22 protein-coding genes are annotated in these 25180 nt (G+C 70.2%); 10 read left to right on the forward strand and 12 right to left on the reverse strand.

The genetic code is table 11. The annotated features are described in order from the left end of the window. Nucleotides 1–49: 49 nt before the first annotated feature. Nucleotides 50–1183, forward strand: coding sequence for a CaiB/BaiF CoA transferase family protein (locus ACO06I_RS04440; RefSeq protein WP_421931397.1), 1134 nt, complete (start codon nucleotides 50–52; stop codon nucleotides 1181–1183). Between the two features lie 57 nt (nucleotides 1184–1240). On the opposite strand, the gene ACO06I_RS04445 is transcribed toward ACO06I_RS04440, so the two are convergent. Further along, nucleotides 1241–2314, reverse strand: a complete 1074-nt coding sequence (locus ACO06I_RS04445) for a substrate-binding domain-containing protein (protein WP_421931398.1) — start codon at nucleotides 2312–2314, stop codon at nucleotides 1241–1243. 344 nt (nucleotides 2315–2658) lie between these two features. On the opposite strand from ACO06I_RS04445, the gene ACO06I_RS04450 reads away from it, so the two are divergent. After that, nucleotides 2659–3609: a YihY/virulence factor BrkB family protein gene (locus ACO06I_RS04450; protein ID WP_421933596.1), complete on the forward strand. Its 951-nt coding sequence runs from the start codon at nucleotides 2659–2661 to the stop codon at nucleotides 3607–3609. Here the strand turns inward: ACO06I_RS04450 and ACO06I_RS04455 are convergent. Then, complete coding sequence (locus tag ACO06I_RS04455; protein WP_421933597.1) at nucleotides 3581–3811, reverse strand: sulfurtransferase TusA family protein; 231 nt, start codon at nucleotides 3809–3811, stop codon at nucleotides 3581–3583. The two genes, ACO06I_RS04450 and ACO06I_RS04455, sit on opposite strands and share 29 nt — an antisense overlap. A gap of 82 nt (nucleotides 3812–3893) precedes the next feature. Here ACO06I_RS04455 and ACO06I_RS04460 point away from each other — a divergent pair, with 82 nt between their 5' ends. From ACO06I_RS04460 to ACO06I_RS04475, 4 genes are all read left to right on the forward strand, one after another. Further along, on the forward strand, nucleotides 3894–5333 hold the full coding sequence (locus ACO06I_RS04460; protein ID WP_421931399.1) for an MFS transporter: 1440 nt from the start codon (nucleotides 3894–3896) through the stop codon (nucleotides 5331–5333). 62 nt (nucleotides 5334–5395) lie between these two features. Beyond that, nucleotides 5396–5746 carry a cupin domain-containing protein gene (locus ACO06I_RS04465; protein WP_421931400.1) on the forward strand — a complete coding sequence of 117 codons (351 nt, stop codon included), beginning with the start codon at nucleotides 5396–5398 and terminating at the stop codon, nucleotides 5744–5746. A gap of 140 nt (nucleotides 5747–5886) precedes the next feature. Then, nucleotides 5887–8355: an ATP-binding protein gene (locus ACO06I_RS04470; RefSeq protein ID WP_421931401.1), complete on the forward strand. Its 2469-nt coding sequence runs from the start codon at nucleotides 5887–5889 to the stop codon at nucleotides 8353–8355. Between the two features lie 124 nt (nucleotides 8356–8479). Beyond that, entirely contained in the window at nucleotides 8480–10390 is a 1911-nt protein-coding gene (locus tag ACO06I_RS04475) for a potassium transporter Kup (RefSeq protein WP_421931402.1), read from the forward strand. Nucleotides 10391–10442: 52 nt separating this feature from the next. Here ACO06I_RS04475 and ACO06I_RS04480 read toward each other — a convergent pair whose 3' ends face one another. The 4 genes from ACO06I_RS04480 to ACO06I_RS04495 all read right to left on the reverse strand — a co-directional run bounded on the left by ACO06I_RS04480 (nucleotide 10443) and on the right by ACO06I_RS04495 (nucleotide 13610). Then, nucleotides 10443–10919, reverse strand: coding sequence for an SRPBCC family protein (locus ACO06I_RS04480; RefSeq protein ID WP_421931403.1), 477 nt, complete (start codon nucleotides 10917–10919; stop codon nucleotides 10443–10445). Then, nucleotides 10909–11265 carry an ArsR/SmtB family transcription factor gene (locus ACO06I_RS04485; RefSeq protein WP_421931404.1) on the reverse strand — a complete coding sequence of 119 codons (357 nt, stop codon included), beginning with the start codon at nucleotides 11263–11265 and terminating at the stop codon, nucleotides 10909–10911. Before ACO06I_RS04485 ends, ACO06I_RS04480 begins: the two co-directional genes overlap by 11 nt. Nucleotides 11266–11376: 111 nt before the next feature. Next, nucleotides 11377–12069, reverse strand: a complete 693-nt coding sequence (locus tag ACO06I_RS04490; protein WP_421933598.1) for a response regulator — start codon at nucleotides 12067–12069, stop codon at nucleotides 11377–11379. A gap of 2 nt (nucleotides 12070–12071) precedes the next feature. Then, nucleotides 12072–13610 carry a sensor histidine kinase gene (locus tag ACO06I_RS04495; RefSeq protein WP_421931405.1) on the reverse strand — a complete coding sequence of 513 codons (1539 nt, stop codon included), beginning with the start codon at nucleotides 13608–13610 and terminating at the stop codon, nucleotides 12072–12074. Between the two features lie 183 nt (nucleotides 13611–13793). On the opposite strand from ACO06I_RS04495, the gene ACO06I_RS04500 reads away from it, so the two are divergent. After that, the gene (locus ACO06I_RS04500) at nucleotides 13794–15371 is read left to right on the forward strand and encodes a metallophosphoesterase (protein ID WP_421931406.1); all 1578 of its coding nucleotides are present in this window, start codon (nucleotides 13794–13796) and stop codon (nucleotides 15369–15371) included. A 180-nt stretch (nucleotides 15372–15551) separates the two neighbouring features. Here ACO06I_RS04500 and ACO06I_RS04505 read toward each other — a convergent pair whose 3' ends face one another. From ACO06I_RS04505 to ACO06I_RS04515, 3 genes are all read right to left on the reverse strand, one after another. Further along, a complete protein-coding gene (locus ACO06I_RS04505; RefSeq protein ID WP_421931407.1) occupies nucleotides 15552–16274 on the reverse strand; it encodes a GNAT family N-acetyltransferase in 723 nt (240 codons plus the stop codon). 2 nt (nucleotides 16275–16276) lie between these two features. After that, nucleotides 16277–18202, reverse strand: a complete 1926-nt coding sequence (locus ACO06I_RS04510) for a M61 family metallopeptidase (RefSeq protein WP_421931408.1) — start codon at nucleotides 18200–18202, stop codon at nucleotides 16277–16279. A 74-nt stretch (nucleotides 18203–18276) separates the two neighbouring features. Next, entirely contained in the window at nucleotides 18277–18669 is a 393-nt protein-coding gene (locus ACO06I_RS04515) for a hypothetical protein (protein WP_421931409.1), read from the reverse strand. A gap of 166 nt (nucleotides 18670–18835) precedes the next feature. Between ACO06I_RS04515 and ACO06I_RS04520 the strand changes: the two genes are divergently transcribed. After that, nucleotides 18836–19807 carry an SDR family NAD(P)-dependent oxidoreductase gene (locus tag ACO06I_RS04520; RefSeq protein ID WP_421931410.1) on the forward strand — a complete coding sequence of 324 codons (972 nt, stop codon included), beginning with the start codon at nucleotides 18836–18838 and terminating at the stop codon, nucleotides 19805–19807. A 223-nt stretch (nucleotides 19808–20030) separates the two neighbouring features. Here ACO06I_RS04520 and ACO06I_RS04525 read toward each other — a convergent pair whose 3' ends face one another. After that, nucleotides 20031–20465, reverse strand: a complete 435-nt coding sequence (locus tag ACO06I_RS04525; protein ID WP_421931411.1) for a cupin domain-containing protein — start codon at nucleotides 20463–20465, stop codon at nucleotides 20031–20033. Between the two features lie 44 nt (nucleotides 20466–20509). Here ACO06I_RS04525 and hisC point away from each other — a divergent pair, with 44 nt between their 5' ends. Next, complete coding sequence (hisC, locus tag ACO06I_RS04530; RefSeq protein WP_421931412.1) at nucleotides 20510–21568, forward strand: histidinol-phosphate transaminase; 1059 nt, start codon at nucleotides 20510–20512, stop codon at nucleotides 21566–21568. Here hisC and ACO06I_RS04535 read toward each other — a convergent pair. Both ACO06I_RS04535 and ACO06I_RS04540 read right to left on the reverse strand, forming a co-directional pair. Then, nucleotides 21565–21810, reverse strand: coding sequence for a hypothetical protein (locus ACO06I_RS04535; protein ID WP_421931413.1), 246 nt, complete (start codon nucleotides 21808–21810; stop codon nucleotides 21565–21567). The genes hisC and ACO06I_RS04535 overlap by 4 nt on opposite strands. 121 nt (nucleotides 21811–21931) lie before the next feature. Next, the gene (locus ACO06I_RS04540; RefSeq protein WP_421931414.1) at nucleotides 21932–23089 is read right to left on the reverse strand and encodes a Gfo/Idh/MocA family protein; all 1158 of its coding nucleotides are present in this window, start codon (nucleotides 23087–23089) and stop codon (nucleotides 21932–21934) included. A gap of 92 nt (nucleotides 23090–23181) precedes the next feature. Between ACO06I_RS04540 and ACO06I_RS04545 the strand changes: the two genes are divergently transcribed. After that, nucleotides 23182–24882 (forward strand): class I adenylate-forming enzyme family protein, encoded by a 1701-nt coding sequence (locus tag ACO06I_RS04545; protein ID WP_421931415.1) that lies wholly within the window; start codon nucleotides 23182–23184, stop codon nucleotides 24880–24882. Nucleotides 24883–25180 lie beyond the last annotated feature (298 nt).

Below are 25180 nucleotides of genomic sequence, written 5' to 3' on the forward strand. Positions count from 1 at the left end.
GCACGTCATTGGCGCTAAGCTGGCGCAAAATCCAATGGGAGTTGAGACGATGCGCCAGGGACCGCTGACCGGACTGAAGATCATCGAGTTCGCCGGGATCGGGCCCGGCCCCTTCTGCGGCATGCTGCTGTCGGACCTGGGCGCCGATGTGGTGAGGATCGACCGCAAGGGAACCGGCGGCGCCTCGCCGGCCAATGTCAGCGCGCGGGGCCGCCGCTCCGTCGGCCTGGACCTGAAGAACCCCCAGGCCATCGAGACCTGCCTGAAGCTGATGGAGGGCGCCGATGCGGTGTTCGAGGGCTTCCGTCCCGGCGTCATGGAGCGCCTGGGCCTGGGCCCCGATGTGGCTCTCAAGCGCAATCCCAAGCTGGTCTACGGCCGCATGACCGGCTGGGGCCAGACCGGGCCCTACGCCAACGCCGCCGGCCACGACATGAACTACATCGCCATCAGCGGCGCGCTCCACGCCATCGGCACCAAGGACAAGCCCGTGCCGCCGCTGAACCTGGTGGGGGATTTCGGGGGCGGGGCCCTCTATCTCGCCTTCGGCCTGATGGCCGGGATCATCAGCGCCCGCGAGACCGGCAAGGGCCAGGTGATCGACTGCGCCATGAGCGACGGCGCGGCCTCCCTGATGGCCATGTTCTACGGCATGAAGGCCAGCGGGATCTGGACCAATGACCGCCGCGCCAACATGCTCGACGGCGGCGCCCACTTCTACGACACCTACCAGTGCGCCGACGGCAAGTGGATCTCCATCGGCTCCATCGAGCCGCAGTTCTACGCCCTGCTGCTGGAGAAGACCGGCATCACCGACCCGGCCTTCGCCGCCCAGATGAACCGCGGCGAATGGGACAACCTGCGCGCCAAGCTGGCGGAGGTGATCGGCAAGAAGACCCAGGCCGAGTGGTGCGCCATCATGGACGCCACCGACGTCTGCTTCGCCCCGGTGCTGGATCTCGACGAGGCGCCCAAGCATGCGCACAACGTCGCCCGCAACACCTTCGTGGAGGTGGCCGGCGTGGTCCAGCCGGCGCCCGCGCCGCGCTTCTCGGCCACGCCCGGCGCCATCCAGGGTCCGCCCCCCGCCACCGGCGCCCACGACCGCGAGGCCCTCACCGACTGGGGCTTCTCGGCCGGGGAGATCGACGCGCTCAAGGCGGCCGGCGTGATGAACGGGTAGGGGCAACCCACGTCATCCCGGCTGCGGCCGGGATGACGTGAATTGTTGTCGAGCGCCCTAGGACGCAGGGGCGGTCATCACCTTCAGGTCCTTGACCACCGCCTTCTGGGCGTCGTGGTCGGCCGCCGGCAGCGGGATCAGGCCACGGGACTGCAGGTAGCCGCCCTTGCCGGTGGCGGCGTCGGAGACGAAGCCGTCGAGGAACTCGCGCAGGCCCGGCGTGACCCCGACATTGGACTTCTTCACATAGATGAAGAGCGAGCGGGACAGGGGATAGGCGCCGCTGGAGATGGTCTCGAAGGTGGGGGCGACGCCCTCGATCTTGGCGCCCTTCACCTTGTCCATGTTGTTCTCGAGGAACGAATAGCCGAACACGCCCAGCGAATGCGGGGTCTTCTCCAGGGTCTGGACGATGGCGTTGTCGTTCTCGCCGGAGTCGATCCACACCCCGTCGGAGCGGATGGTGTGGGACTTGGCCTTGAAGTCGTCCTCGTTGGCCTTCTTCAGGGCGGCCAGGGCCGGGACCGATTCGGCGCCCTTCTCCATGGCCAGCTCGGTGAAGGCGTCGCGGGTGCCGGAGGTGGGCGGCGGGCCATAGATCAGGATCGCTTCCTTGGGCAGGCCCGGCGCCACGGCGTCCCAGGTCTTGGCCGCGTTGGGGGCGAAGCCCGAACCCGACGGGACCTCGGCGGCCAGGGCGCGGTAGAGCTGCTCGCGGTGCAGGTCGTAGGTGGGGCCCTTCTTGTCGTTGGCCACCACGATGCCGTCATAGCCGATCTTGATCTCGACGATGTCGGTGACCCCGGCGGCGACGCACTTGTCGTATTCCGACTTCTTCATCGGCCGCGAGGCGTTGGCGATGTCGGGGAAGTCAGACCCCGTGCCGCCGCAGAACAGCTTGAAGCCGCCCCCGGTGCCCAGCGATTCGACGCGAGCGGCCTTGCCGCCGCCGCTGCGGGCCACGTTCTCGGCCACGCGGGTGGCGAAGGGGAAGACGGTCGACGAGCCGGCGGCCCAGACCTGGGCGCGGGTTCCGCCGCCGCCGCTGGGGGCCTTGGCCCCTTCGGTCTTCTGCCCGCAGGCGCTGAGGACGAGGGCCGCGCCGGCGGCGAGGTAGAGGGCGGTCTTCATGGCGAAGGATCCTGTTTCCGAGAGGGGGCGCCTGGGGGATGGGCGCCAATCGAACTCAAGCGCGCAGCTATCACCCCTTCTTGAAGCTTATGCGACAGTGGCGTGACGCGGCCGAAAAGTGAACACGTTCCGTGAGCGCCGTTCAGCCTGGGTTCAGCGGCGCGGGGTCAATCTGTCCCCAGGTTGGTCGTCGCCCATTCCCGTCCCTCGAGCGGCGGCCGATCCGATGGTACGACACGCCCATCGACGGCGCGCCACCCCTTCCGGTGGCGCGCCGCTTTGGGTTTTACGCCGCGTCAGATCGCGGCTTGCCTAATTGACCGGTCTTGATCACCTTCCGCGCGATGTCGATCCGGGGCCAGATCCAGCGTTTGCGAGCCATCGATTGGGATCCGCTGCACTGGCTGCGGCGCACCCTGACGGTCAACGGCAAGGCGCTCACCCGGCTCTGGGGCCGCGACGTGATGCTCTATGTCGGCGGCGTATCCTTCTTCGTCCTGCTGGCGGTCTTCCCGGGCCTGGCCATCATGGTGGGAATCTATTCCTTCTTCGCCGACGCCAGCCAGGCCGCCAACCAGGCCGAGATGCTGGCCCGCCTGATGCCTCCCGGCGCCCGGGGGCTGTTCGAGGGCGAGCTGATCCGCCTGGCCCACGCGCCCCTGGAGGCGGTATCGGCCCAGAGCGGCGTGGCCCTGATCATCGGCTCCTACGCCGCCCACCGGGGATTCAAGGCCCTGCTGGCGGGCCTGTCCTTCATCCATGACGAGGAGACCCCCCGCGGCTTCCTGGGCTTCAACATCATGGCCCTGCTGGTGCTGATCGCGGCCTTCGTGCTGCTGGGCTTCCTCTCGACGGTGTTCTTCTATCTCCGCTTCATCGCCGCGGCCTTCGACCTCAAGCCCCTGGCGGGCGCGCCCTGGCTGTTCAGCGAATGGACCTGGGCCAGCTTCGGCATCACGCTCGCCATGAGCCTGATCTACCGCTTCGCCATGTCCAGCCGGCCGGTGGCCTGGAAGGCCTCCATCACCGGCGGGGTGGCCGCGGCCCTGCTGTGCCTGTTCATGTCCTGGGCCAGCGCCTTCTATGTCGAGCAGATCGCCCATCTGGGCGCCACCTACGGCTCGGTGGCCGCCGTGGTGGTGTTCCTGATCTGGCTGTCCTGGACGGTGAACGCCATCTTCTTCGGCGGCGCGCTGGCCACCGAGATCGAGCTGGCCATGGACGAGCACCGCACGGCCCTGCTGCCGGACCTGCGGGGAGACAAGGCTAGATTGGTTTCCGGATCAGGAAGCTGAGGGCTCCCTCCGCCTCGCCCTTGTCCACCAGCTCGAACCCGGCGCCGGCCGCGAAGTGCGGCACGTCGATCCGCGCCAGAGGGTCGTCGGCGTAGAGCCGCACCAGGGCGCCGGGCGGCGCGTCCTCCAGGGCCCGCCGCAGGCGCAGGGTAGGGACCGGGCACCGGTGTCCGCGGGCGTCGACGATGATCTCGTTGGCCATGGGCGAGCCATAGCCCAACCCCACCCCGGAACCCAAGCTTGGCCTTCATGCGTTGAGCCTCCGAGCCCGAGGAGACGCAGCGATGGCGGAGGCCTTCACCACCCATATTCCCGCCCGGTTGGACCGGCTGCCCTGGACCCGGTTCCACTGGCTGGTGGTGTTCGCCCTGGGGATCACCTGGATCCTCGACGGGCTGGAGGTCACCCTGGTGGGGTCGCTCTCCCCGGCCATCGCCGGCCCCACCGCCCTCAACCTCACCGACACCCAGATCGGCCTGACCGGCAGCGCCTATATCCTGGGGGCGGTGCTGGGCGCCCTGGTGTTCGGCCGGCTCACCGACACCTTCGGGCGGCGCAAGCTCTTCACCCTCACGGTCGGGGTCTATCTGGTGGCCACGATCGCCACCGGCTTCTCCTGGGACTTCTGGTCCTTCATGGTCTTCCGCTTCCTCACCGGGGCGGGGATCGGCGGGGAGTACGGGGCGGTCAATTCGGCGATCCAGGAGCTGATCCCGGCCCGGCGGCGCGGCTTCACCGATCTGGTGATCAACGGCAGCTTCTGGATCGGCGCGGCCCTGGGGGCCATCGGCTCCATCATCGTTCTGGACCCGAACCTCGTGCCCCAGGAATGGGGCTGGCGGGCGGCCTTCATCATCGGCGGGCTGCTGGCCCTGGTGATCATCTATGTCCGCCGCTTCATCCCCGAGAGCCCCCGCTGGCTGATGACCCACGGCCGCGCCGACGAGGCCCACGCCGTGGTGGAGGAGATCGAGGGCCGGGTCGCCCGGCACACCGGCCTACCCACCCCGCCGCACCACCACCTGCCCAGCCTGCGCCTGCGGGGCGACCACCGCACCTCCTGGCTGACGATCGCCGCCACCCTGTTCCGGCTCTACCCAAAGCGCACGGTGCTCGGCGTGGTGCTGATGGCCACCCAGGCCTTCTGCTACAACGCCATCTTCTTCACCTACGCCCTGATCCTGACGCGGTTCTACGGGATCGCGCCGGGCGCCATCGGCTGGTTCATGCTGCCCTTCGCGCTCGGCAACTTCATGGGGCCGCTGCTACTGGGCCACCTGTTCGACACCCTGGGGCGTCGGGTGATGATCACCGCCACCTACGGCCTGGCCGGGGTGCTGATGTGCCTGACCGGCTGGATGTTCGCGCAGGGCCTGCTCTCGGCGACCGCCCAGACGGCGGCGTGGAGCGTGATCTTCTTCTTCGCCTCGGCCGGGGCCAGCGCGGCCTACCTCACCGTCGGCGAGAGCTTCCCCCTGGAGATCCGGGCGGTGACGATCTCGCTGTTCTACGCCTTCGGGACCCTGCTGGGCGGGGTCGGGGGACCGGCCCTGTTCGGCGCCCTGATCGACACCGGCGAGCGCGGCCAGATCCTCTGGGGCTATCTGCTGGGGGGCGGGCTGATGATCCTGGCCGCTGGGGTCGAACTGGTCCTGGGGATCGACGCCGAGCGCAAGTCCCTGGAGGAGGTGGCGCCGCCGCTGTCCCTCCAGGATGTCCCCTAGCACGGGTGGTCCCCGCCGCACGGCTGGGTCCAGAATAGGCGCAGCCGCTGGCGGAGGACGACATGGCCGACGATGAAGACATCCAGGACGACTGGCTGATCCCCCTGGCGCATGCCGAGGAGGCCCTGCCGCCGGAGGAGGCCGCGATGCGCTACGTGCGCCGCTTCGCCCACGGGAGCATGGACATCGGCCTCTATGCGCCGAAGGGCGCCGACACCCAGTCCCCCCACGACCGTGACGAGCTCTACGTCGTGACCTCGGGAGCCGGCCGCTTCGTGAAGGACGGGGACGAGCGGGTGTTCGGGCCCGGCGACGCCATCTTCGTGGAGGCCGGCGCCGCGCATCGGTTCGAGTTCTTCAGCGACGACTTCGCCGCCTGGGTCATCTTCTGGGGCCCGAAGGGCGGCGAATAGAGGGCGTCCTCCAGGTTGAGCGCGGCGGCCGGCGTAAACCAGAGCGCAAGGACTCCGCGTTTAGCCTCGCGCTTTCCGTGGGGGCGGCCGGCGCAGCGATGAAATCTCTCTCACGCAGATTCCTGATCAGCGTCGGACTGATGTCGCTCGCGGTCACCATCCTGGGATCGCTGGGGGCCTTCGTCGTCTTCCAGCAGGAACTGTCCAAGCGGCAGATCGGCTATCTGTCGGACTATGTGCGCGAGCGCAGCTCCAACATCGACAAGCGCTTCACCAACCTCACCAACCTGCACAGGGCCGCCGGCGTCGAGCTGGAGCGGCGGATGAACCACCTGTCGGACGCCAATGTCGTGCGGCTGACCGACGACTATTTTCCGGCCAAGGGCGACGGATCGCGCCGCAGCCGCGACGAGCTGTTCACCGGCCACCTGACCGCCTCCGGCCGCTGGATCTATGGCATGGGCGCCTTCATCGGCCAGGCCGACGCCGCCAGCCTCGCCGATCGCCGCGCCCTGGCGGCCGCCTTCTCCGTGGTTTCCGACTTCGGCCAGGCCGCCCGCAGCGAGTACGACAACTTCTACTTCTTCCAGCCCGATCCCCTGCGGCTGGTGATGTTCGGCCCCGACCGTCCCGACCACCTGATGTTCTACCGCCGCGAGGCGCCGGCGAACCTCGACGTCTCCAAGGAGGAGATGGCCCAGATCACCCTGCCGCGGAACGACCCGGCCCGGGTGACCCGCTGCACCAACCTCCAGCGCCTGATCCAGGACAAGAAGGGCGAGCGCCTGGCGACCGGCTGCCTGACCCCGGCCTATGTGAACGGCCGCTATGTGGGCTCCTTCGGCTCGTCCATCGAGCTCACCGGCTTCTTCCTCAACGCCATCCGCAACACCCTGCCGGGCGCCTCGAACCTGGTGGTGACGGGGAAGGGCGAGCTGATCGCCTATCCCGGCTTCGCCACCCCCGGCCGCGCCTCGGAGGCGACCATCGCCGGCTACGAGCGCAAGCTGAACCTCAAGGTCCTGGTCAAGGCCATCCGCAAGGACGGCCAGGCCCATGGCGTGATCAGCAGCCCCGACGGCCGCCAGGTGGTGGCCTATGGCCGCCTGGCCGGGCCCGACTGGTACCTGCTGCTCACCTATCCCAAGTCCTCCATCGCCTGGTCGGCGGCCAAGTCGGCCTCCTGGGTGCTGCTGCTGGGGGCCATCGCCTCCCTGATCCAGACCCTGCTGGTGGTGGCGCTCGCACGCCGCACCATCGTCTGGCCCCTGAGCCGCCTGGCCGCCTCCTGCGAGCCGGAAGCCTTCGGGATCCGCGTCCGGCCCGACGTCAGCGACGTCGAGGTCCGCCGCGACGAGATCGGGGTCCTGGCCAAGGCCCTGCGCGGCGAGCGCGAGAAGGTCGAGGCGGTGCTGGCCAGTCTGGAGGACCGGGTCCGCGACCGCACCGCCGACCTGGAGAAGGCCAACGCCGAGAAGTCCCGCTTCCTGGCCAATATGAGCCACGAGCTGCGCACGCCGCTGAATGGCGTCATCGCCATCTCCGAGACCCTGGCCGCCCAGCAGAAGACCCCGCAGAGCCGTGAGCTGGCCGAGCTCATCGTCTCCTCCGGCCGCCTGCTGGAGCAGGTGCTCACCGACATCCTCGACTTCTCCAAGATCGAGGCCGGCGAGATCAAGCTGGCCCACGAGAGCTTCGACATGCAGGCCGTCGTCCGCCGCATCGCCGAGCTGCACCGGGCCTCGGCGGAGTCCAAGGGTCTGGAGCTGTCCTGGAGCGTGGCCGAGGCGGTCCGCGGCGCCTTCGTCGGCGATCAGGTCCGCCTGACCCAGGTGCTCTCCAACCTGCTCTCCAACGCCGTGAAGTTCACCCCCGCCGGCACGGTCCGTCTGGCGGTGAGCGCCGAGGACGGCCAGGTCCGCTTCTCGGTCACCGACACCGGCATCGGCTTCGACGACGAGGTGAAGGCCCGCCTGTTCCGCCGCTTCGAGCAGGCCGACGCCTCCATCCGCCGGCGGTTCGGCGGCACCGGCCTGGGCCTGGCCATCAGTCGCTCCCTGGTGGAGCTGATGGGCGGCGCCGTCCGCGTCGACTCCACCCCCGGCGTCGGTTCGGTGTTCAGCTTCGTCCTGCCCCTGGAGGCGGCCCAGGCGGTGGACGCCGCCGCCCCCGCGGAGCCCGAGGCGGGCTTTGATCTCTCCGGCTGCCGCATCCTCCTGGCCGAGGACCACCCCACCAACCAGAAGGTGGTCCAGCTCATCCTGCAGTCGGTGAACGTCGAGCCCGAGATCGTCGAGAACGGCCAGCTGGCCATCGAGCGCCTGAGGGCCGGCCGCTACGACGTGGTGCTGATGGACATGCAGATGCCGGAGCTGGACGGTCTGTCGGCCACCACCCTGCTGCGGGAGTTCGAGGCCGCCCAGGGCCTGCCGCGCACCCCGGTGATCATGCTCACCGCCAACGCCATGGACGAGCACGTCCGCGCCGGCCGCGAGGCGGGGGCCGACCAGCACCTCTCCAAGCCGATCCGCGCCACCGCCCTGATCGACACCATCGTCGCCTGCGTCCTGGCTGCCGAACAGGGCCGGGCGGGCCGGGAAGTCGCCTAGGCGCGCCGGGCGATCCTTATGCGGCCCTTATGTCCCGGGGGCCGATCCCGCATCGACCCCCTATGCGCGCCCGCGCTACTTCCTGGGCCGCCTCCTTGAGGGGCGGTGAGCGCGTGAGGTCGGCATGGCGTCGGAACAGGTGGCGGGCGAGGTCTCGCCCGGCGGGACGGGGGCGGGGCCGGCGCGCTTCTGGACACTGACCCTCGGCTCCATCGGGGTGGTGTTCGGCGACATCGGCACCAGCCCGCTCTACGCCATGAAGGAGGCCCTGGCCCACGCCAAGGGCGGCGCCAGCGATCTGGCGGTGTTCGGGGTGGTCTCCCTGGTCTTCTGGGCCCTGCTGCTGATCGTCACCCTCAAATACACCGCCCTCGTCATGCGGGCCGACAACAAGGGGGAGGGCGGCACCCTGGCCCTGATGGCCCTGGCCCAGAACGCCCTGGGCCGCCGCTCGCGCCTGGTGCTGATCCTCGGGGTCTGCGGAGCGGCCCTGTTCTACGGCGACGGCCTGATCACGCCGGCCATCTCGGTGCTGTCGGCCACCGAGGGCCTGGCCCTGGCGCCGGGGGTGGGCCAGCTGTTCGCCCCCTACGCCCTGCCGGCCGCGGCGGTGATCCTCACGGGCCTGTTCCTGGCGCAGTCGCACGGGACAGCGGCCGTGGGCCGCTTCTTCGGACCCATCACCCTGGTCTGGTTCCTGGTCCTGGCGGCGCTCGGCCTGATCTACATCGTCCAGGCGCCCCAGATCCTGCTGGCCTTGAGCCCGGTCTACGCCGTGCGCCTGCTGGTGGAGAACGGGCTGCTGGGCTTCGCCATCCTGGGCAGCGTCTTCCTGGTGGTGACCGGCGCCGAGGCGCTCTACGCCGACATGGGCCACTTCGGAAAGGGGCCGATCCGCGCGGGCTGGCTGCTGGTGGCCTTCCCCTGTCTGATGATCAACTATCTGGGCCAGGGCGCCCTGGTGCTGATCGACCCGTCCGCCGCCGAGAGCCCCTTCTTCCGGATGATCCCCCAGGCGCTCTACTGGCCGGTGATGATCCTGGTGACGGCGGCCACCGTGATCGCCAGCCAGGCGGTGATCACCGGCGCCTTCTCCATGACTCAGCAGGCCACCCAACTGGGCCTGCTGCCGCGCATCAACATCCGGCGCACCAGCGAGACCGTCGCGGGCCAGATCTACGTGCCGGCCGTCAACGGCTTCCTGATGGTCGGGGTGCTGTGGCTGCTGGTGATGTTCCGCAACTCCTCGAACCTGGCCTCGGCCTATGGCATCGCCGTCACCGCCACCATGGTGGTCACCGTCCTGCTGCTGTTCGTGATCGAGCGCCGGCGCTGGAAGTGGTCCCTGGCCGCCAGCCTGGCCCTGGTCATCCCCTTCCTCTGCATCGACCTGGTCTTCCTGGGCTCCAACGTCCTGCGGATCGTCCAGGGCGGCTGGTTCCCCCTCGTCATCGGGGCCGGCGTCGTCCTGGTGATCTGGACATGGCTGAAGGGGGTGCGGATCCTGGCCGACAAGACCCAGCGCGACTCCATCCCCCTGGCCGACCTGGTGGAGACCCTGCGCGCGCGCCCGCCGTTCCGGACGCCCGGCACGGCCATCTTCCTCACCTCCCAGGCCGACGTCGCTCCCGTCGCCCTGATGCACAACCTCAAGCACAACAAGGTGCTGCACGAGAAGAACATCATCCTGACGGTGGAGACCGCCGACCGGCCCCGCGTGCCCGAGGACGAGCGGGTGGCGATCCAGACCCTCACCCCCGACTTCAGCCGGGTGACGGTGCGCTACGGCTTCATGGAGCAGCCCAACCTGCCCAAGGCCCTGGGGACGGCCCGCCGCCAGGGGCTGAAGTTCGACATCATGGCGACGTCCTTCTTCCTCGGCCGCCGCTCGGTGCTGCCGGGGCGTGGCCCGGGCATGCCGCTCTGGCAGGACAAGCTCTTCATCTATCTGATGAAGAACGCCGCCAATCCCACGGATTTCTTCCAGATTCCTCCCGGACGGGTCGTGGAGATGGGGGCTCAGGTGACCGTCTAGGTGTGGGGTCCCCGGAACGCGGTGGCGCGGTCCGGCGGACTGGAAGGTCCGATCACCCCACGCCCAGATGCCGCGCGAGCTTGTCGAGGGTCTGGTAGCCGTATTCCACCGCGCCGAAGCCGATGCCGGCGTCGCGCTGCGCCTTGGTCGGGTGCAACTGGCGCATGGTCAGCACGCACTTGCCGTCGCTCTGCTCATCGAAGGTGATGGTCGTGTGGAACCGCGCGGGATCGTCGTCCAGGTCCGAGCCGTGCTCGATCTCCAATAGCCTCGGCGCATCCACGCGCAGGAACACCATGCGGTTGTCCCAGCGGGTTCCGTCCGGGCCGGTATAGATGAACCGCCAGCGGCCCCCTTCGCGGATGTCGATCTCCAGGGTCTCGGTCGTGAAGCCCTCCGGGCCGAACCAGCGGGTGATCTGGCTCGGATCGGTGAAGGCCTGGAACACGCTGGCGCGCGGCGCGGCGATCACGCGCGACAGCACGATCTCGCGATCGAGCGCCCAGGTCGCGAGGGGGTCATGGCTCATTGTCTTCTCCTTTCGAGACGTGTGGGGATTGCGCGAGGAAGCGCTCCAGCCGGTCGAACCGCCCCTCCCAGGCCGCGCGCGTGTGATCGAACCAGCGCGCCGTCTCGGCCAGGCGCTCGGCGTTCAGGCGGCAGGGGCGCTTCTGGCCGTCGCGCCCGCGGGCGATCAGCCCGGCGCGCTCCAGCACCTTCAGGTGCTGCGACACCGCCGCCAGGCTCATGGCGAAGGGGCTGGCGATCTCCTGCACGGTCATGTCGCCCTCGCTGGCCAACCGGCTGAGGATCGCCAGCCGGGTCTCGTCGCCAAGGGCCGAGAAGGTGTCGCTGAGCGACGGCGAGGACGGCACGTTCGGCTCCGTGAGATATTTAAGTGTTTACTTGAATACGGTGGCGGACCGCGCCCGTCAATGCGCGCCGGAAGGGGGCGGGACGGTCGTCCGCGGCCGCATCCCGCCAGCCTAGGCGTCGTCTCCGGCGAGGAACCGGTACCCCACCCCCGGTTCGGTGACGATGTGGCGGGGCCGTGCGGGGTCGGGCTCCAGCTTCTGCCGCAGCTGCCCGACGAAGACCCGAAGGTACGGGGTGTCCTCCACGTGGGCGGGACCCCAGACGGCCGTCAGCAGCTGGCGGTGGGTTATGACCTTGCCGCCGCCCTCCACCAGCCGGGCCAGCAGGTCGAACTCCTTGGGCGACAGCCGCACCGCCGCCCCATCGCGGCGCACCGCGTGCATGGCCAGGTCGATCTCCAGGGCCCCGGCGCGCACCGCCCGCGGCGCGGCGTCCCCCGGCTGGCCCCGGCGCAGGGCCACCCGCAGGCGGGCCAGCAGCTCGCCCACCCCGAAGGGCTTCTCCACATAGTCGTCGGCGCCCAGGTCCAGGGCGTCGATCTTCTCCACCTCGCGGTCACGGGCCGACAGGATCAGGATCGGCCCGGCATAGAAGGCCCGCGCCTTGGTGAGCGCCGTCTTGCCGTCCATGTCCGGCAGGCCGAGGTCGAGGATCACCGCGTCGGGCGCCCGGCGGGCGATCTCCTGCAGGCCGGCGGCGGCGGTGTCGGCGCGGATGGGCTCGAAGCCCGCCGCCTCCAGGGCCGGGGTCAGGAACCGGTGGATCTGCGGCTCGTCGTCGATCACCAGGATGCGCGGGCGCAGGGTCACAGCAGCGCCCTCGGCGTCGGATGAGGCTTGGGCAGGACGATCAGGATGCGCGTGCCCCGGCCCTCGGCCACGGGGCTGGTGGCGGCGATCCGCCCCCCCATGGCCTCCACGAAGCCCTTGGCGATGGACAGCCCCAGCCCCAGGCCGCGCCCCCGGTCGGTCGGCTGCTCCAAGCGGCGGAATCGGTCGAACACCTTGTCCAATCCCTCCGGCGGAATCCCGGGCCCCTGATCCTCGATGGAGATCAGCACATGGCCCATATCCTCATGGGCGGCCAGCTCGATCGACGCGCCCGGCGGACTGTAGGCCGCGGCGTTCTCGATGATGTTCAGCACCGCCTGCTCGAGCAGCATCGGGTCGGCGCTGACCGGCGAGAGCTGCGGGGCGAAGTCGCGCGTGATCCGCCGGCCCTCCAGCCCTGCCTCCAGCCGCGCGAGCGCCGAGGCCAGGACCGCGCGCACGTCGGTGAGCTCGCGCCTCGGCGTCAGGGCGCCGCCCTCCAGCCGGCTCATGTCCAGCAGGTCCCCCACATAGCGGTTCAGCCGCCGCGCCGCCTCGGCGATGCTCTGCAGCAGGTCCCGCCGCACCCCGGGCTTCAGGCTCGCCTCGTAGTCCAGAAGGGTGGTCGAGGCGCCCAGCACCGTGGCCAGGGGGGTGCGGAAATCGTGGCTGATGGAGTTGAGCAGGGCCGACCGCAGATGGTCGGCCTTGCGCAGGGCGTCCACCTCCGCCGCGGCGGCCGCCAGGTTGGCCCGCTCCAGCGCCACGGCGCCCTGGTGCAACAGGGCGGTGAGCAGTCCCTCCTGCTCCGGCGACAGGGGCGAGGCACCGCGCAGGCCGATCACCCCGACCCGCTCGCGCAGCCCCTGCAGCGGCCGCAGGCTCCAGCCGGCCTGGTCGGCGCTGCCGGCGCCGGTCTCCCAGGCCTGGCGGGCGGCGATCCGCGTGGTGTCGGCCAGCTCCGTCAGGCCCTCGGGGCCCGCGGCCAACCGCAGGGCGTCGGCCTCCGGCAGCAGGACGATGGCGGCCCGGCCGGCGGCGAGGCCCGCCTGTTGCGCCAGGATGCGGGCGGCTTCGTCGGGACTGGCGGCGGCCGAAAGACCCCTGCTGGCCTCCAACAGAGCGGCGAGTTCCCGGGCCCGGCGCGCGGCGCTGCGGGCCTGGGCGCGCACCCGGGCCGCCAGCCATCCGGTGGAGGTCGCCACGGCGAAGAACACCACGAAGGTCAGCAGGTCGGCCGGGCGCTCGATCCGGAAACTCAGGCGCGGCACCAGGAAGAAGAAGTTGTAGCTGAGGGCCGCGGCGCAGGCGGCCAGCAGGGCGGGGCCCAACCCGAACCAGAAGGCGCTCAGCAGCACGCTGGCCAGGAACAGCATGGCCAGGTTGGCGCCGGTGAGCTGATCGGCCGCCAGGTGGGCGATGAGATTGGCCGCGGCGACGAGGATCGCCGAGGCCCCATAGCCCGCGACATCCCCTGTCCAGGCGCGGCGGCGCGGGACGGGTGGCGCGTCTGTCAGGTTGGAGTCCGTCGCCATGCCGCCGCCGATCGCTGCCCGCCTCGATCCTACCGGCGCCCGGGCTCGGGGGACACCTGTTTGCGGCTGAGGGCTCCGGCCTTCGGCGCCCCTGAGGCGCGAATTTCCCCCCACTTATCGCCAGGTTCACGCTCCAGCTTGGCCATGCTGTAATCGCCTCCGGACACGGGGGAGGGCGCGCCAATGCCTCGCATCAACCGTCGCGCGGTCGTCGCCGGCGCCGCGGCCAGCGCGCTCGCGAGCCAGGCCGCCGCCGCCCTGCCGCCGATCGGGCCCGGCCGGACCAAGATCGTCTTCCTCAGCGACGTCCACATCGGGGACAACTCCCCCACCGTCTGGTACCAGCGCGACTTCCACGAGCCCTATCTCGCCGCCCTGCTGGACTATGTGATCGCCGGCGCGGGCGAGATCCGCGAGCTGATCATCCTCGGCGACTTCGTGGACTTCTGGACCTACGCCCCGCGGCGCCGGCCGCCGGGCTTCCGGGAGATCGCCGCGGCCAATCCGGCCATCTTCGGTCCCGGCGGCAAGCTCGCCCAGGCGCTGTCGGCTCTGAAGGGGCGGGTGACCTATGTGCCGGGCAACCACGACATGGGGATCACCCAGCGCGACCTGGACCTTGTCGCCAGCCGCGAGGGCTGGCCCATCCAGCTGCGCGACGAGGAGGTCTATTTCCCGCTGGCGCCCGACCGCCGCCTGGCCTGTTCCCACGGCCACCGCTGGACCATGTTCAACGCCCCGGACCTAGCCACGCCGCTGGCCCCCATTCCGCTCGGCCATTTCGTCACCCGCTCGGTGGCCTTCATGCTGGAGCGCGACCTGCCGCCGGGGCGCAGCGTCGCCGACCTGCCCGACCAGGGCGCGCCCAACGGCATCGAGCTCTCCAAACTGGCCGGCTCCATCAACGGCTCGCTGATCGAGTCGGCGGTGAACTACGCGGTGAAGGTCACGGGCATCACCGAGGCCGAACCCATCCTGCTGCCGGACGGCCGGACCACCAATCTGGGGGAGGTGAAGCGGGTCTATCAGGGCCTGTGGGGCCGCTGGGCGGGCGCAGTGGGGGGCGACATCTCCGCGGCCAAGGCCGCCGCCGCCGATATCGACGGCCACTACCTGCCCTGGTTCGCCCAGCGCCTGGCCCTGCAAACCGGCGCCGACTTGGTGGTGTTCGGCCACACCCACGAGCCCCGGTCGGGCCTGAGGGACGGCTTCATCAACTATGTGAACACCGGCTTCGACTGCCCCAGCCGCGCCGACATCGGGACCAAGCACCCCACCTTCATCGAGGTGGACACCGTGAGCCTCACCGCCCGCCTGCGCCAGGTGACCGCCCAGGCCTCGGGCGCCTATGTCATCGAGGACCACGCCGCCCCGCAGGACAGCATCGTCTACGGCCCGACCCTCGACTATTCGACCTATGTCACCGTGGACAACACCCGCGGGACCGCCGACCTGGTCCGCCGCGCCACCGTCGACGCCCACGGCCGCTACGTGGTGGCGCCGCCCCCCGTCATCCCCAGGGGCCACGTCACCCGCTTCTGGATCCAGGACAACGCCGGCGCCCGCGGCTCGGAGGGGATCGTCACCTACGACCGCGCGGACGGACCGCCCCTGGAGCTGCGCTTCGCCTGTCCCACCGGCGTGGCGGCCAACCAGGCCTCCGGCGCCCCCTTCGTCGCCCGCGTCGGCGGCAAGGACTGGGCCGCCCCCAACGTCGCGCCCCGCGCCGGGCATCCGCTGTTCGTGCGGTTCAGCGTCTGAGAGTCGCGACCTCGCGCGGCGCCGCTTCATCCAAGGTGTCATCCCGCATGGAGCGCCGCAGGCGCGGAAGTGCGGGACCCAGAGGCGCCGATTTCTCCGACAAGCCCCGCGCCTCTGGGTCCCGGCCCTCCGCTTCGCTGCGGCCGGGATGGCACCGACGAATGGGATGACACCGGACGACTACGTCACCCGCATCGCCGCCCCGAACACCGGCAGCCCGAGCCGCGCCGCCACCCTTTGGGACGAGAGGTTGGTCACCGACGTGCTGTAGAACAGCGGCCGGTCGACAAGCTCCGCCAGGCCCGACCAGGCCGCCGTCACCGCCGCCGCCAGGCCGCGGCCTCGGAAGCCAGGGAAGGTGTAGACCCCGACCTCGGCCGCCTGCTGTCCGATCCGCGCGGCGAAGGCCATGGCTGCGATGGTCTCCTCCTCCAGGGCCACGCACCAGGGCTCCCAGAAGTCCCCGGCGCCGAGAAAGCCCGCGTCCAGCAGGTGCTGCGGCATGCCGCTTTCCGCCAGCCGCGCCAGCCAGGCCCGGCCTTCGGCGGTGTCCCCGCGCAGGATCGTCGCCCCGGCCTCCTGGGTCAGGCCGTGGGGCAGGCGGTAGAGGATCGACCGGCTGACGCTCTCCACCGGCGTCAGCCGGGCCAGCATTTCCGCCAGGCAGGCGGGGTCGGTCGCCGGATCCACCCACGGCCCCTCGCGCGCCACTAGAGCCTCGATGATCCGCGCGGTCTCGTCGTCCACGTCGTGGCGCAGACGGACCCGCGTGCCGTACCGGCAGCCTGCCAGATAGAGGCGCGGTCCGGGCGGCAGGCCAGGCTCGTCCTCCGACACGATCCGCCCGGTTTCGGAGGTCACGAAGGTCGTCGCGAGATTGGTCTCCAGCAGGGCGAGCGTCACCGCTATTTCCGCGGCGCCAGGATGTCGTCCAGCCGGGCAGGGGTCCCCGCCACCCGCTCGAAGCGCGGGTAGCGCAGGCCGCCGTGGTAATCGATCTTCACGGTGCGATAGCGCTCGCCGGACTTCACCAGCAGCTCCAGCGGGTCCTTGCCCCCCTTGGCGGCGGTGACCGCGTCCTTCAACCGGTCGGCGTCATAGGCCAGGCCGTTCACCGCGATCAGCTTCATGCCGTCGGCCAGGCCCGCCTTGAAGGCCGGTCCCTCCCACTGCACCGCCGCCAGCTCGCCGTCCTTGCCCAGCGTCAGGCCCAGCGAATAGGTCAGGTCGGTGATCTTGCGCCGGGTCTCGTTGCTCTTGGCGTAGTCGGTGGGTGTCTCGCCATAGACCAGGCGGTAGCCGCCGCGGGTCACCCCATCCAGGGGCGCGCCGGGGCCGTGGCCCTCCAGCCGGGTCTTCAGGAACCCCGCCCAGTCATGGGGCTGCACGGCGTTGAGGGTCTTCACCACCTCGTCGAAGTCGTAGGTGAGCTGGCCCCAGTCGCCGTCATTGACCCCGAAGAAGGCCTTGGCGAAGTCGTCCAGCGACTTCTTCCCCTTGGACTGCTCGCGGATCAGGGTGTCGGCGTCCAGCCAGATCAGCTGGCCCTCGGAATAATAGTCCTCGCTGCGCTGCCAGCTGGTCCAGGCCTGGGGCCGGCGGGCGGAGATGATCGGGTCGTTGGTGGTGTCCTCCATGGCCCGCCAGGACCGGCCCACCCGGTTGTCATAGGCCGCCGCCGTCGCCGCGATGGCGTCCAGCGCCTCCTGCTTGGTAAGCAGGCCCGAGCGCGCGGCCAGGACATAGCCCCAGTACTGGGTCTGGCCCTCATAGACCCAGAGCAGGCTGTTGCGCATCGGGGTGTTGAAGTTGGCGGTCCACAGGTCGGCCGGGCGGCGGTACTTGCCGTTCCAGCTGTGGGTGTATTCGTGGGGCAGCAGGTCGCGGGTGGCCGGCAGCTTGTCCCAGTCGAGGAAATAGCGCGGCGCCGTGCCGTTCTCGCTGGAGCGCTGATGCTCCACCCCGATCCCGCCCATGCGGTCGGACAGGGCGAACAGGAAGTCGTAGTGGTCGTAGTGGCGCGCGCCATAGAGCTTGTCGGCCTGGGCCACCATGGCCCGGTGCGCCGCCAGCTGGGCCGGCTTGATCTCCAGCAGGCTCGGATCGTCGGCCACCACGTTCAGGGTCACCCGCGAGCGGCCGCCGGGATCGAGGTCGAGCTTCTTGACGTAACGCCCCGCGAACATGGGGGAATCCATCAGGGTCTCGAAGCTGACGGGCTTGAAGCGGACCATCTCGCGGACGCTGTCGCGGTCCTCCAGCGCGGTGGCGAAGGACCAGCCGTCGGGCAGGCGGATATGGGGCTGGATCTGGATCTGGCGGGTGAAATAGCCGGCGGGATAGAGGGCCAGGGCGAACCACTGGACGTTCATCATCTCCGGAGTGACCACCACCCGGCCCTGGTCGGGATCGGTGGGGGAGACGTACTGGAAGTTCAGCTCCACGAACTTCACGTCGGCCGGCACGTCGATGTGGAAGGCCGAGACGTCGACGGGGTCGCGGGTCCACTCCAGCGGCTTGTCGGCGCCGGTGATCACCAGCCCCGCCAGCTTGTCGATGGGGCCGCGCGGGGCGTGGTTGCCGGGGATCCAGCTCGGATAGAGCAGGGTCATGGGCCCCGGCTGGGCCACGGGGATGGTCTCCTTCACCCGGAAGATCCGGCGGTCCAGGTCGGTGGCGTCCACCGACAGGGTGATCAGGCCCGGATAGGGCCTGTCCTGCGGCGCGGGGATGGGGGCGGGCAGGGGAACCGGCTGTGGGCCGGCGGACTGGGCGAGCGCGGCGCCGCTGCTGAGCAGCAGGGCGGCGGCGGCGAAGAGCGCGCGTTTCAAGGGCGGCGGACTTTCTGAATCAGGAGGGCTTTGCCCCATCCTGATACCCCCACGCGCCCACGGCAAATCCGGCGTCAGGCGCCCGAGGCGGCGCTGGCGGGGGGATCGCCCAGATAGGCGCCGTAACCCAGGGCCTCCAGCGCCGTGCGCAGGGCGTCCTGGTTCAGCACGCCGACGCCGGCGCTGTGGGTCAGGCCCTGGTTCTGCAGGCGGTAGACGGTCCAGTCCTGGCCCGGCGGCGGCTTGGCGCCCGGCGCCAGCAGGACGTGGCTCCAGCCCACCAGGGCCGGGTCGCGGCCCGGCGCGATGTCGAACTCGCGGTCGTGGAAGGCGAGGTCCATGCCGGCCCCGCGCGCCTCGGCCACCCGATGGCTGAGCCAGCGGTCGAAGGCGTCGAGGATCACCCTGGCGGAGATCCCACCCGCATTGGCGATTTTGCTGACCTGATCCAAAGGGATGGCGTCCATTCCTGTTCGGACTGAACCTGCCCTCGCCGCGTGAACACCCGGCCAAAAAACACGGTGAATACCGCTTAACCCCGCCCCACTGACGCAGGGTCACGCTTCCGCCCGCGCCCGCCGGGGTTCAAGCTCCCGCCAAGGGCGCGCGAACAGCGCCTCAAGGGAGAGCGCGATGCAGGACTTCACCGGCAAGATCGCCGTCGTCACCGGCGGCGGCACCGGCATGGGCCGCGAACTGGCCCGCCAGCTGGTGGCCCAGGGCTGCCATGTCGCCATGTGCGACGTCTCGGCGGCCAATATGAAGGAGACCATCGCGCTCGCGACGGCCGACCGCATCCCCCAGGGCGTGCGGATCACCGCCCACCTGGCCGACGTCTCCGACGAGTCCCAGCTCCAGCGGTTCCGCCGGGAGATCGAGGATCAGCACCAGACCGATCACATCCACCTGCTGTTCAACAACGCCGGCATCGGCGGCGGCGGCAGCATGGTCACCGACAGCCGCGCGGCCTGGGAGCGGACCTTCAATGTCTGCTGGGGCGGGGTCTATCTGGGGGTGCGCACCTTCCTGGACATGCTGATCGCCGCGCCGGAGGCCCACATCGTCAACACCTCCAGCGTCAACGGCTTCTGGGCCAGCATCGGCCCCAACACCTCCCACACGTCCTACGCGGCGGCCAAGTTCGCGGTGAAGGGCTTCACCGAGGCCCTGATCACCGACCTGCGGCTGACCGCCCCCCACGTGAAGGCCAGCGTGGTCATGCCCGGCCACATCGGCACCTCCATCGTCGCCAATTCCCGCAAGGTCCAGGTCGGGACCGAGGCCGACGCCCTGAGCCCCGAGGAGATCGAGGTGGCCCGCGCCCGCATGGCCGCCGCCGGGGTGGACGCCGCCCAGGTTCCCGACGCCGCCATCCAGGCCATGGTGGCCGAGGCCGCCCGCCGCTTCCTGGAGGACGCCCCCATGACCGCCGCGGCCGCCGCCACCGTCATCCTCGACGGGGTGAAGGCGCAACGCTGGCGCATCCTGGTGGGCGACGACGCCCACCTGCTGGATGAATGGGTCCGCAAGGACCCCGAAGCCGCCTACGAACCCGCCTTCTACGAGGCCTTCGTCAAGGCGGCAGGGTGGAAGCTGGGCGGGTGAGGCGCGGCGGCTCGCGCTCGCGAGCCGCATGCGATCGACAACGGCTTGTCGATCGCCGCAACGAACGCCCGCGTCGCCAGACGCGGGCCGGAGGATAGCCCAACCCGTCATCCCGGACGGCCGTTAGGCCGAGCCGGGACCCAGGGGCCCAGCGCACCGCCCCTGGGTCCCGGCTCTCCGCTGCGCTGCGGCCGGGATGACGTGATTGGAGAGGGCAGGGCGCCTACTTCGTCACTGGCCCGAAGTCGTCGTCCGGATATCTGATTTCTTCCTCTCCCGGCCGCCGCGACCCCACCGCCAGATAGGTGGCGGGCGCATCCGAGCGGTTGGCCAGGTGGTCGGCGTTGGCGACGCCGGCCGGAAACCCCGCCGACGACCCGGCGGTCAGCACGTGCTCGCCGGTCTCGTCGATCAGCACGAGCTCACCGGCCAGCACGTGGACGAACTCGTCCTCGGCGGCGTGCCAGTGGCGCAGGGCCGAATAGGCGCCGGGCGCGAGCGTCACCAGGTTCACCCCGAACTGGGTGATCCCCAGCGGCTTGGCCAGCCGCCCCTCGACCTGGCCCTCGAACCAGTGCGGCTTGATGGCGTCGCCGCGCGCCCGGTCGCGCCAGGGGATCATCTCCACCGCCGACAGGTGCAGAACCTGGGTTTCCATGTCACAGACCTCCCGCTTGCCCCGCCATCCTAGCGCGAGATTCCATGAGCCGCCTCTGGAGCGACCTGACCCGCACCCTTTCGCCCTATGTCCCGGGCGAGCAGCCGCAAATCGCCGGCCTCATCAAGCTCAACACCAATGAGAGCCCGCTTCCTCCCTCGCCCAAGGCGCTCGCCGCCGTGGCCGCCGAGGCCCGCGATTCCCTGCGGCTCTATCCGGACCCCGAGGCGACGGCCCTGCGCCGGGCGCTCGCCGCCTATCACGGCCTGGAGTCCGCCAATGTCTTCGTCGGCAATGGCTCCGACGAGGTCCTCGCCCACGCCTTCGCCGCCCTGCTGAAGCACGACGCGCCCCTGCTGTTCCCCGACATCAGCTACAGTTTCTATCCGGTCTACAGCCGCTTGTTCGGCATCGAGGCGGAGACCATCCCCCTGGACGAGGCCTTCCAGGTCCGCGTCGCCGACTACCGCCGGCCGGCCGGCGCCATCATCCTGCCCAACCCCAACGCCCCCACCGGCGTGGCCCTGCCGCTGGCCGATATCGAGACCCTGCTCACCGACCATCCGGACGCCCCCGTGGTCATCGACGAGGCCTATGTGGACTTCGGCGCCGAGACCGCCGTCCCCCTGATCGCGAAGCACGACAACCTGCTGGTGGTCCGCACCTTCTCCAAAAGCCGCGCGCTCGCCGGCCTCCGCGTCGGCTATGCGCTCGGCCATCCCGACCTGATCGCGGCGCTCACCCGGGTGAAGGACAGCTTCAACTCCTACCCGCTCGGCCGCCCCGCCCAGGCCGGCGCCATCGCCTCGGTGCAGGACGAGGGGTATTTCCGACAGACCCTGGCGACGATCATCGCCACGCGCGCCAAGCTGGTGGAGGGCCTCGCCGCCCTCGGCTTCGAGACCCTCCCGTCCGCCGCCAACTTCGTGTTCACACGGCATCCGGATCACGGCGGCGCGGCCCTGGCCGCCGCCCTGCGCGAGCGCGCCATCCTGGTGCGCCGCTGGGACGCGCCGAGGATCGCCGACCATCTGCGGATCACGGTGGGGACGCAGGAAGAGACCGACAGCCTGCGGGCGGCCCTGGCGGAGATCACCGGCTAGAACCGGCTCCAGCCCGCCTGTTCGGAGGCCTCGAGCCATTGGCCGAACTCGCCGGCCCCGGAGAAGGTCGAGTCCATGCCCGAACTCTCCACATAGCGGAACAGCCGCCCGTCCGACGTCCGGTAGAGCTGGGCGACGATATAGTCGTCCTCGTTCTCGTCGCTGCGGTGCTCGAAGCTGTCGATGGAAGACCCGCTTCTCAGGCCGGCCTCCAGCTCCTCCGACGTCATGTCCGTCGCCATCGCGCCCTCCCAGGCCATGGATCCGACCGGGAGCGTCATACGCCGCGCGGGATCTGTAAAGCGCGGGACGGGGTTCCTCCACCTTGCCTCGACCTTCGCCGGGTGGAGGAAACCCGCACCCTCACCCCCGCGCCTCATCCAACCCCGCCCACATCGCCCCGCAGTCCAGCATCGTCCCCTCGGCCATCGCCTCGTCGATCGCCATCACCGTCAGCCCCGCCTCCATGGCGTCATAGGGCGTCACCGGGAACGCGGCCCCGGTCTCCAGGGTCGCCAGCAGGTCGCGGGCCATCGCCTGGTCCGCCCCGTTGTGGCTGTCGGCGGTGACCCCGCCATACTCGATCCGCTCCGGCTTCTCGCGGCTCAGCGTGCGGCGGATCATCAGCTTGTTGCGCACCAGGTCGGCGATCAGGGTGGCGTCGGTCCCGGCCACGTACCAGCGGCGCTCGGGCAGGCTGACGTGGCTGTTGGCGTGGAAGGACAGCCGCACGCCGTTCTCGTACTCCACCATGGCGGTCTGGTGGTCGGTGACGTCCATGTCGCTCTCGAAGGCGTCGTTGGCGCCCATCCAGCCGGGATCGGTGGCCACATAGGCCGGGCTGCCGTCGTCATAGGTGCGCGGCGCGCCCGCCCGCTCTGAGGTGAAGATCCGCCGCCCGCCGAAACTCGCCACCTTGGCGGCCCGCGCCCCGGCGATGCGGCCGAAGATATCGAAGTCGTGGCAGACCTTGTCCAGCAGGTAGGACCCGCCCCATTCCTGCTTGCGCCGCCAGTTGCGCGCCAGATAGGCGCCGTGCTCGACGTTCAGGTGCTCGGTGGCGTCGATGGAGATGATCTCCCCCAGCTCGCCCGAGTCCACCCGCCTGATCACCTCGCGGACGATGGGCATGGAGCGCATCACCAGGCCGATGAACAGCGGCGGGCGGCCGGGCTCGGCCAGGGCGCGGGCCAGGGCGTAGGTCTCCTCCACCGTGCGCACGATCGGCTTCTCGGCGAAGATCGGATAGCCCGCCGCCATGGCCAGGCCCAGATGGCGCATGTGCAGGTGGTTGGGTGTGCCGATCATCACCAGGTCATAGGGCCCGTCGTGCAGCAGGGCGCCGGGGGAGGGGTAGCTGACCCCCGGATCGATCCCGGCCGCGGCCAGGATCGGCGCCCCCACCGGCGCGGGGTCGACGTGGCCGGCCACCTCCAGGTTCCAGCCGACCTCCTTCATGGCGGCCAGCACGTGGGCGATCCGTTGGCCCAGGCCGATCACCCCGACGCGATAGGTCTTCATCTGGCGCTTCCCCCGTTTCCCGCTTGGCGCACCCTACGGAATTCCGACACTATGGAGCTTCAGCCAAAAATCAAAAAACGTCGGGACGGAACATGCACTACAAGGAACTGAAGCAGGCCTGGGCCGAGCTGACGGCGCCGGGGCAGCCCTTCGAGATCGAAGAGATCGAGGTGCGCGGCAATACGATCCGCAGCTTCAAGCACGCCCCGCCCAATATCCGCGCCGTCTGGCTCGCCACCGCCGCCTATGGCGACCGCGACTACCTGGTCTACCAGGACGAGCGGATCACCTACGCCCAGGCCCATGAGAAGGTGAACGCCATCGCCGCCTGGCTCTGGGCCGAGGGCGTTCGCCCCGGCGACCGGGTGGCCGTGGCCATGCGCAACTATCCCGAATGGATGCTGATCTACTGGGCCTGCGTCTCCATCGGCGTCGCCTGCGTGGGCATGAACGCCTGGTGGGTCACCGACGAGATGGAATATGGGCTCAAGGATTCCAGCCCCAAGGTGGTCTTCTGCGACGAGGAGCGCCTGGCCCGCATCCTGGAGCGCCCGGCCATGGCGCAGGGCATCCGCCTGATCGTCACCCGCATGGACAATCCGCCGGAGGGGGTCCTGCCGTTCAGCGAAGTCACCCGCCGCGGCGGCGACATGCCCGACGTCCAGATCGACCCCGACGCCGACGCCTGCATCTTCTACACCTCCGGCACCACGGGCTTCCCCAAGGGGGCCCAGCTCACCCATCGCGGCTGCGTCGCCAACCTGATGAACATGGGCTTCTCCGGCCAGGTCCAGGGCCTGGCCACCATGCGGGCCAACGGCATCGACCCGGCCGCCGCCCCGGTCCCGGGCGTGCCCGCGGGCCTGATCGTCACCCCGCTGTTCCACGTCACCGCCAACAACTGCGCCGCCTACGCCCTGACCTCGGCCGGGGGCAAGATGGTGCTGATGTACAAGTGGGATCCGGGCGAGGCCCTCAAGCTGATCGAGCGCGAGAAGATCACCGCCATGAGCGGCGTGCCCACCATGGCCCGCGAGGTCATCACCCACCAGGACTTCGCCACGACCGACACCTCCAGCCTGCTGTCGCTTGGCGGGGGCGGCGCCCAGTTGCAGCCCGACCTGGTGGCCAAGATCGACGCCGCCGTCGCCACCGCCCGGCCCAACACCGGCTACGGCATGACCGAGACCTGCGGCATCATCACCTCGGTCAGCGCCGACTTCTTCGTCGACAAGCCCGACAGCTGCGGCCCGGCCATGCCCACCTTCGAGGCCCGCTGCGTGGACGACGACGGTCAGACAGTGCCGCCGGGCCATGTCGGCGAGCTCTGGGTCAAGGGCGCACCGGTGATCAAGGGCTACCTCAACCGCCCCGACGCCACCGCCGAGAGCATCACCAACGGCTGGCTGCACACCGGCGACGTGGCCCGCATCGACGAGGACGGCTTCATCTTTATCGTCGACCGCAAGAAGGACATGGTCCTGCGCGGCGGCGAGAACGTCTATTGCGCCGAGGTGGAGGCCACCTGCTACCGCCACCCGGCCGTGGCCGAGGTCTGCGTGTTCGGCGTCCCCGACGAGCGTCTGGGGGAGGAGGTCGGCGCCGCCGTCCTGCTCCGCCCCGGCCACAGCCTCACCGCCGACGAGCTGCGGGCCCACTGCGTGGCCCTGATGGCCAAGCACAAGGTCCCCCGCTACGTCTGGTTCCTCGACGAGGCCATCCCGCGCAACGCCTCGGGCAAGTTCCTCAAGCGCGCCCTGCGCGAAAGCCTGAAGATCGAGGACGCCGCCTAGAGATCCTCCCCCAGCGCGTCAGCGCGATGTGGGGGAGGTGGCGCGGACCGAAGGTCCGTGCCGGAGGGGGATCGACGTAGTCGACACGCGGCTAACAAGAGTCAAAGTCCCCCTCAGTCGGCTTCGCCGCCAGCTCCCCCAGTGGGGGAGCATCTTCGCCCAAGATCCTCCCCCAGCGCGCAGCGCGATGTGGGGGAGGTGGCGCGGACCGAAGGTTCGCGCCGGAGGGGGATCGACATAGACGACACGGGCCGCCCGCCCCGACCGCCAGGACCCAAGCCCCCCCACTCGCCTCACG

Source organism: Phenylobacterium sp. (assembly GCF_965229015.1).
In the GTDB taxonomy this organism is placed as follows: domain Bacteria; phylum Pseudomonadota; class Alphaproteobacteria; order Caulobacterales; family Caulobacteraceae; genus Phenylobacterium.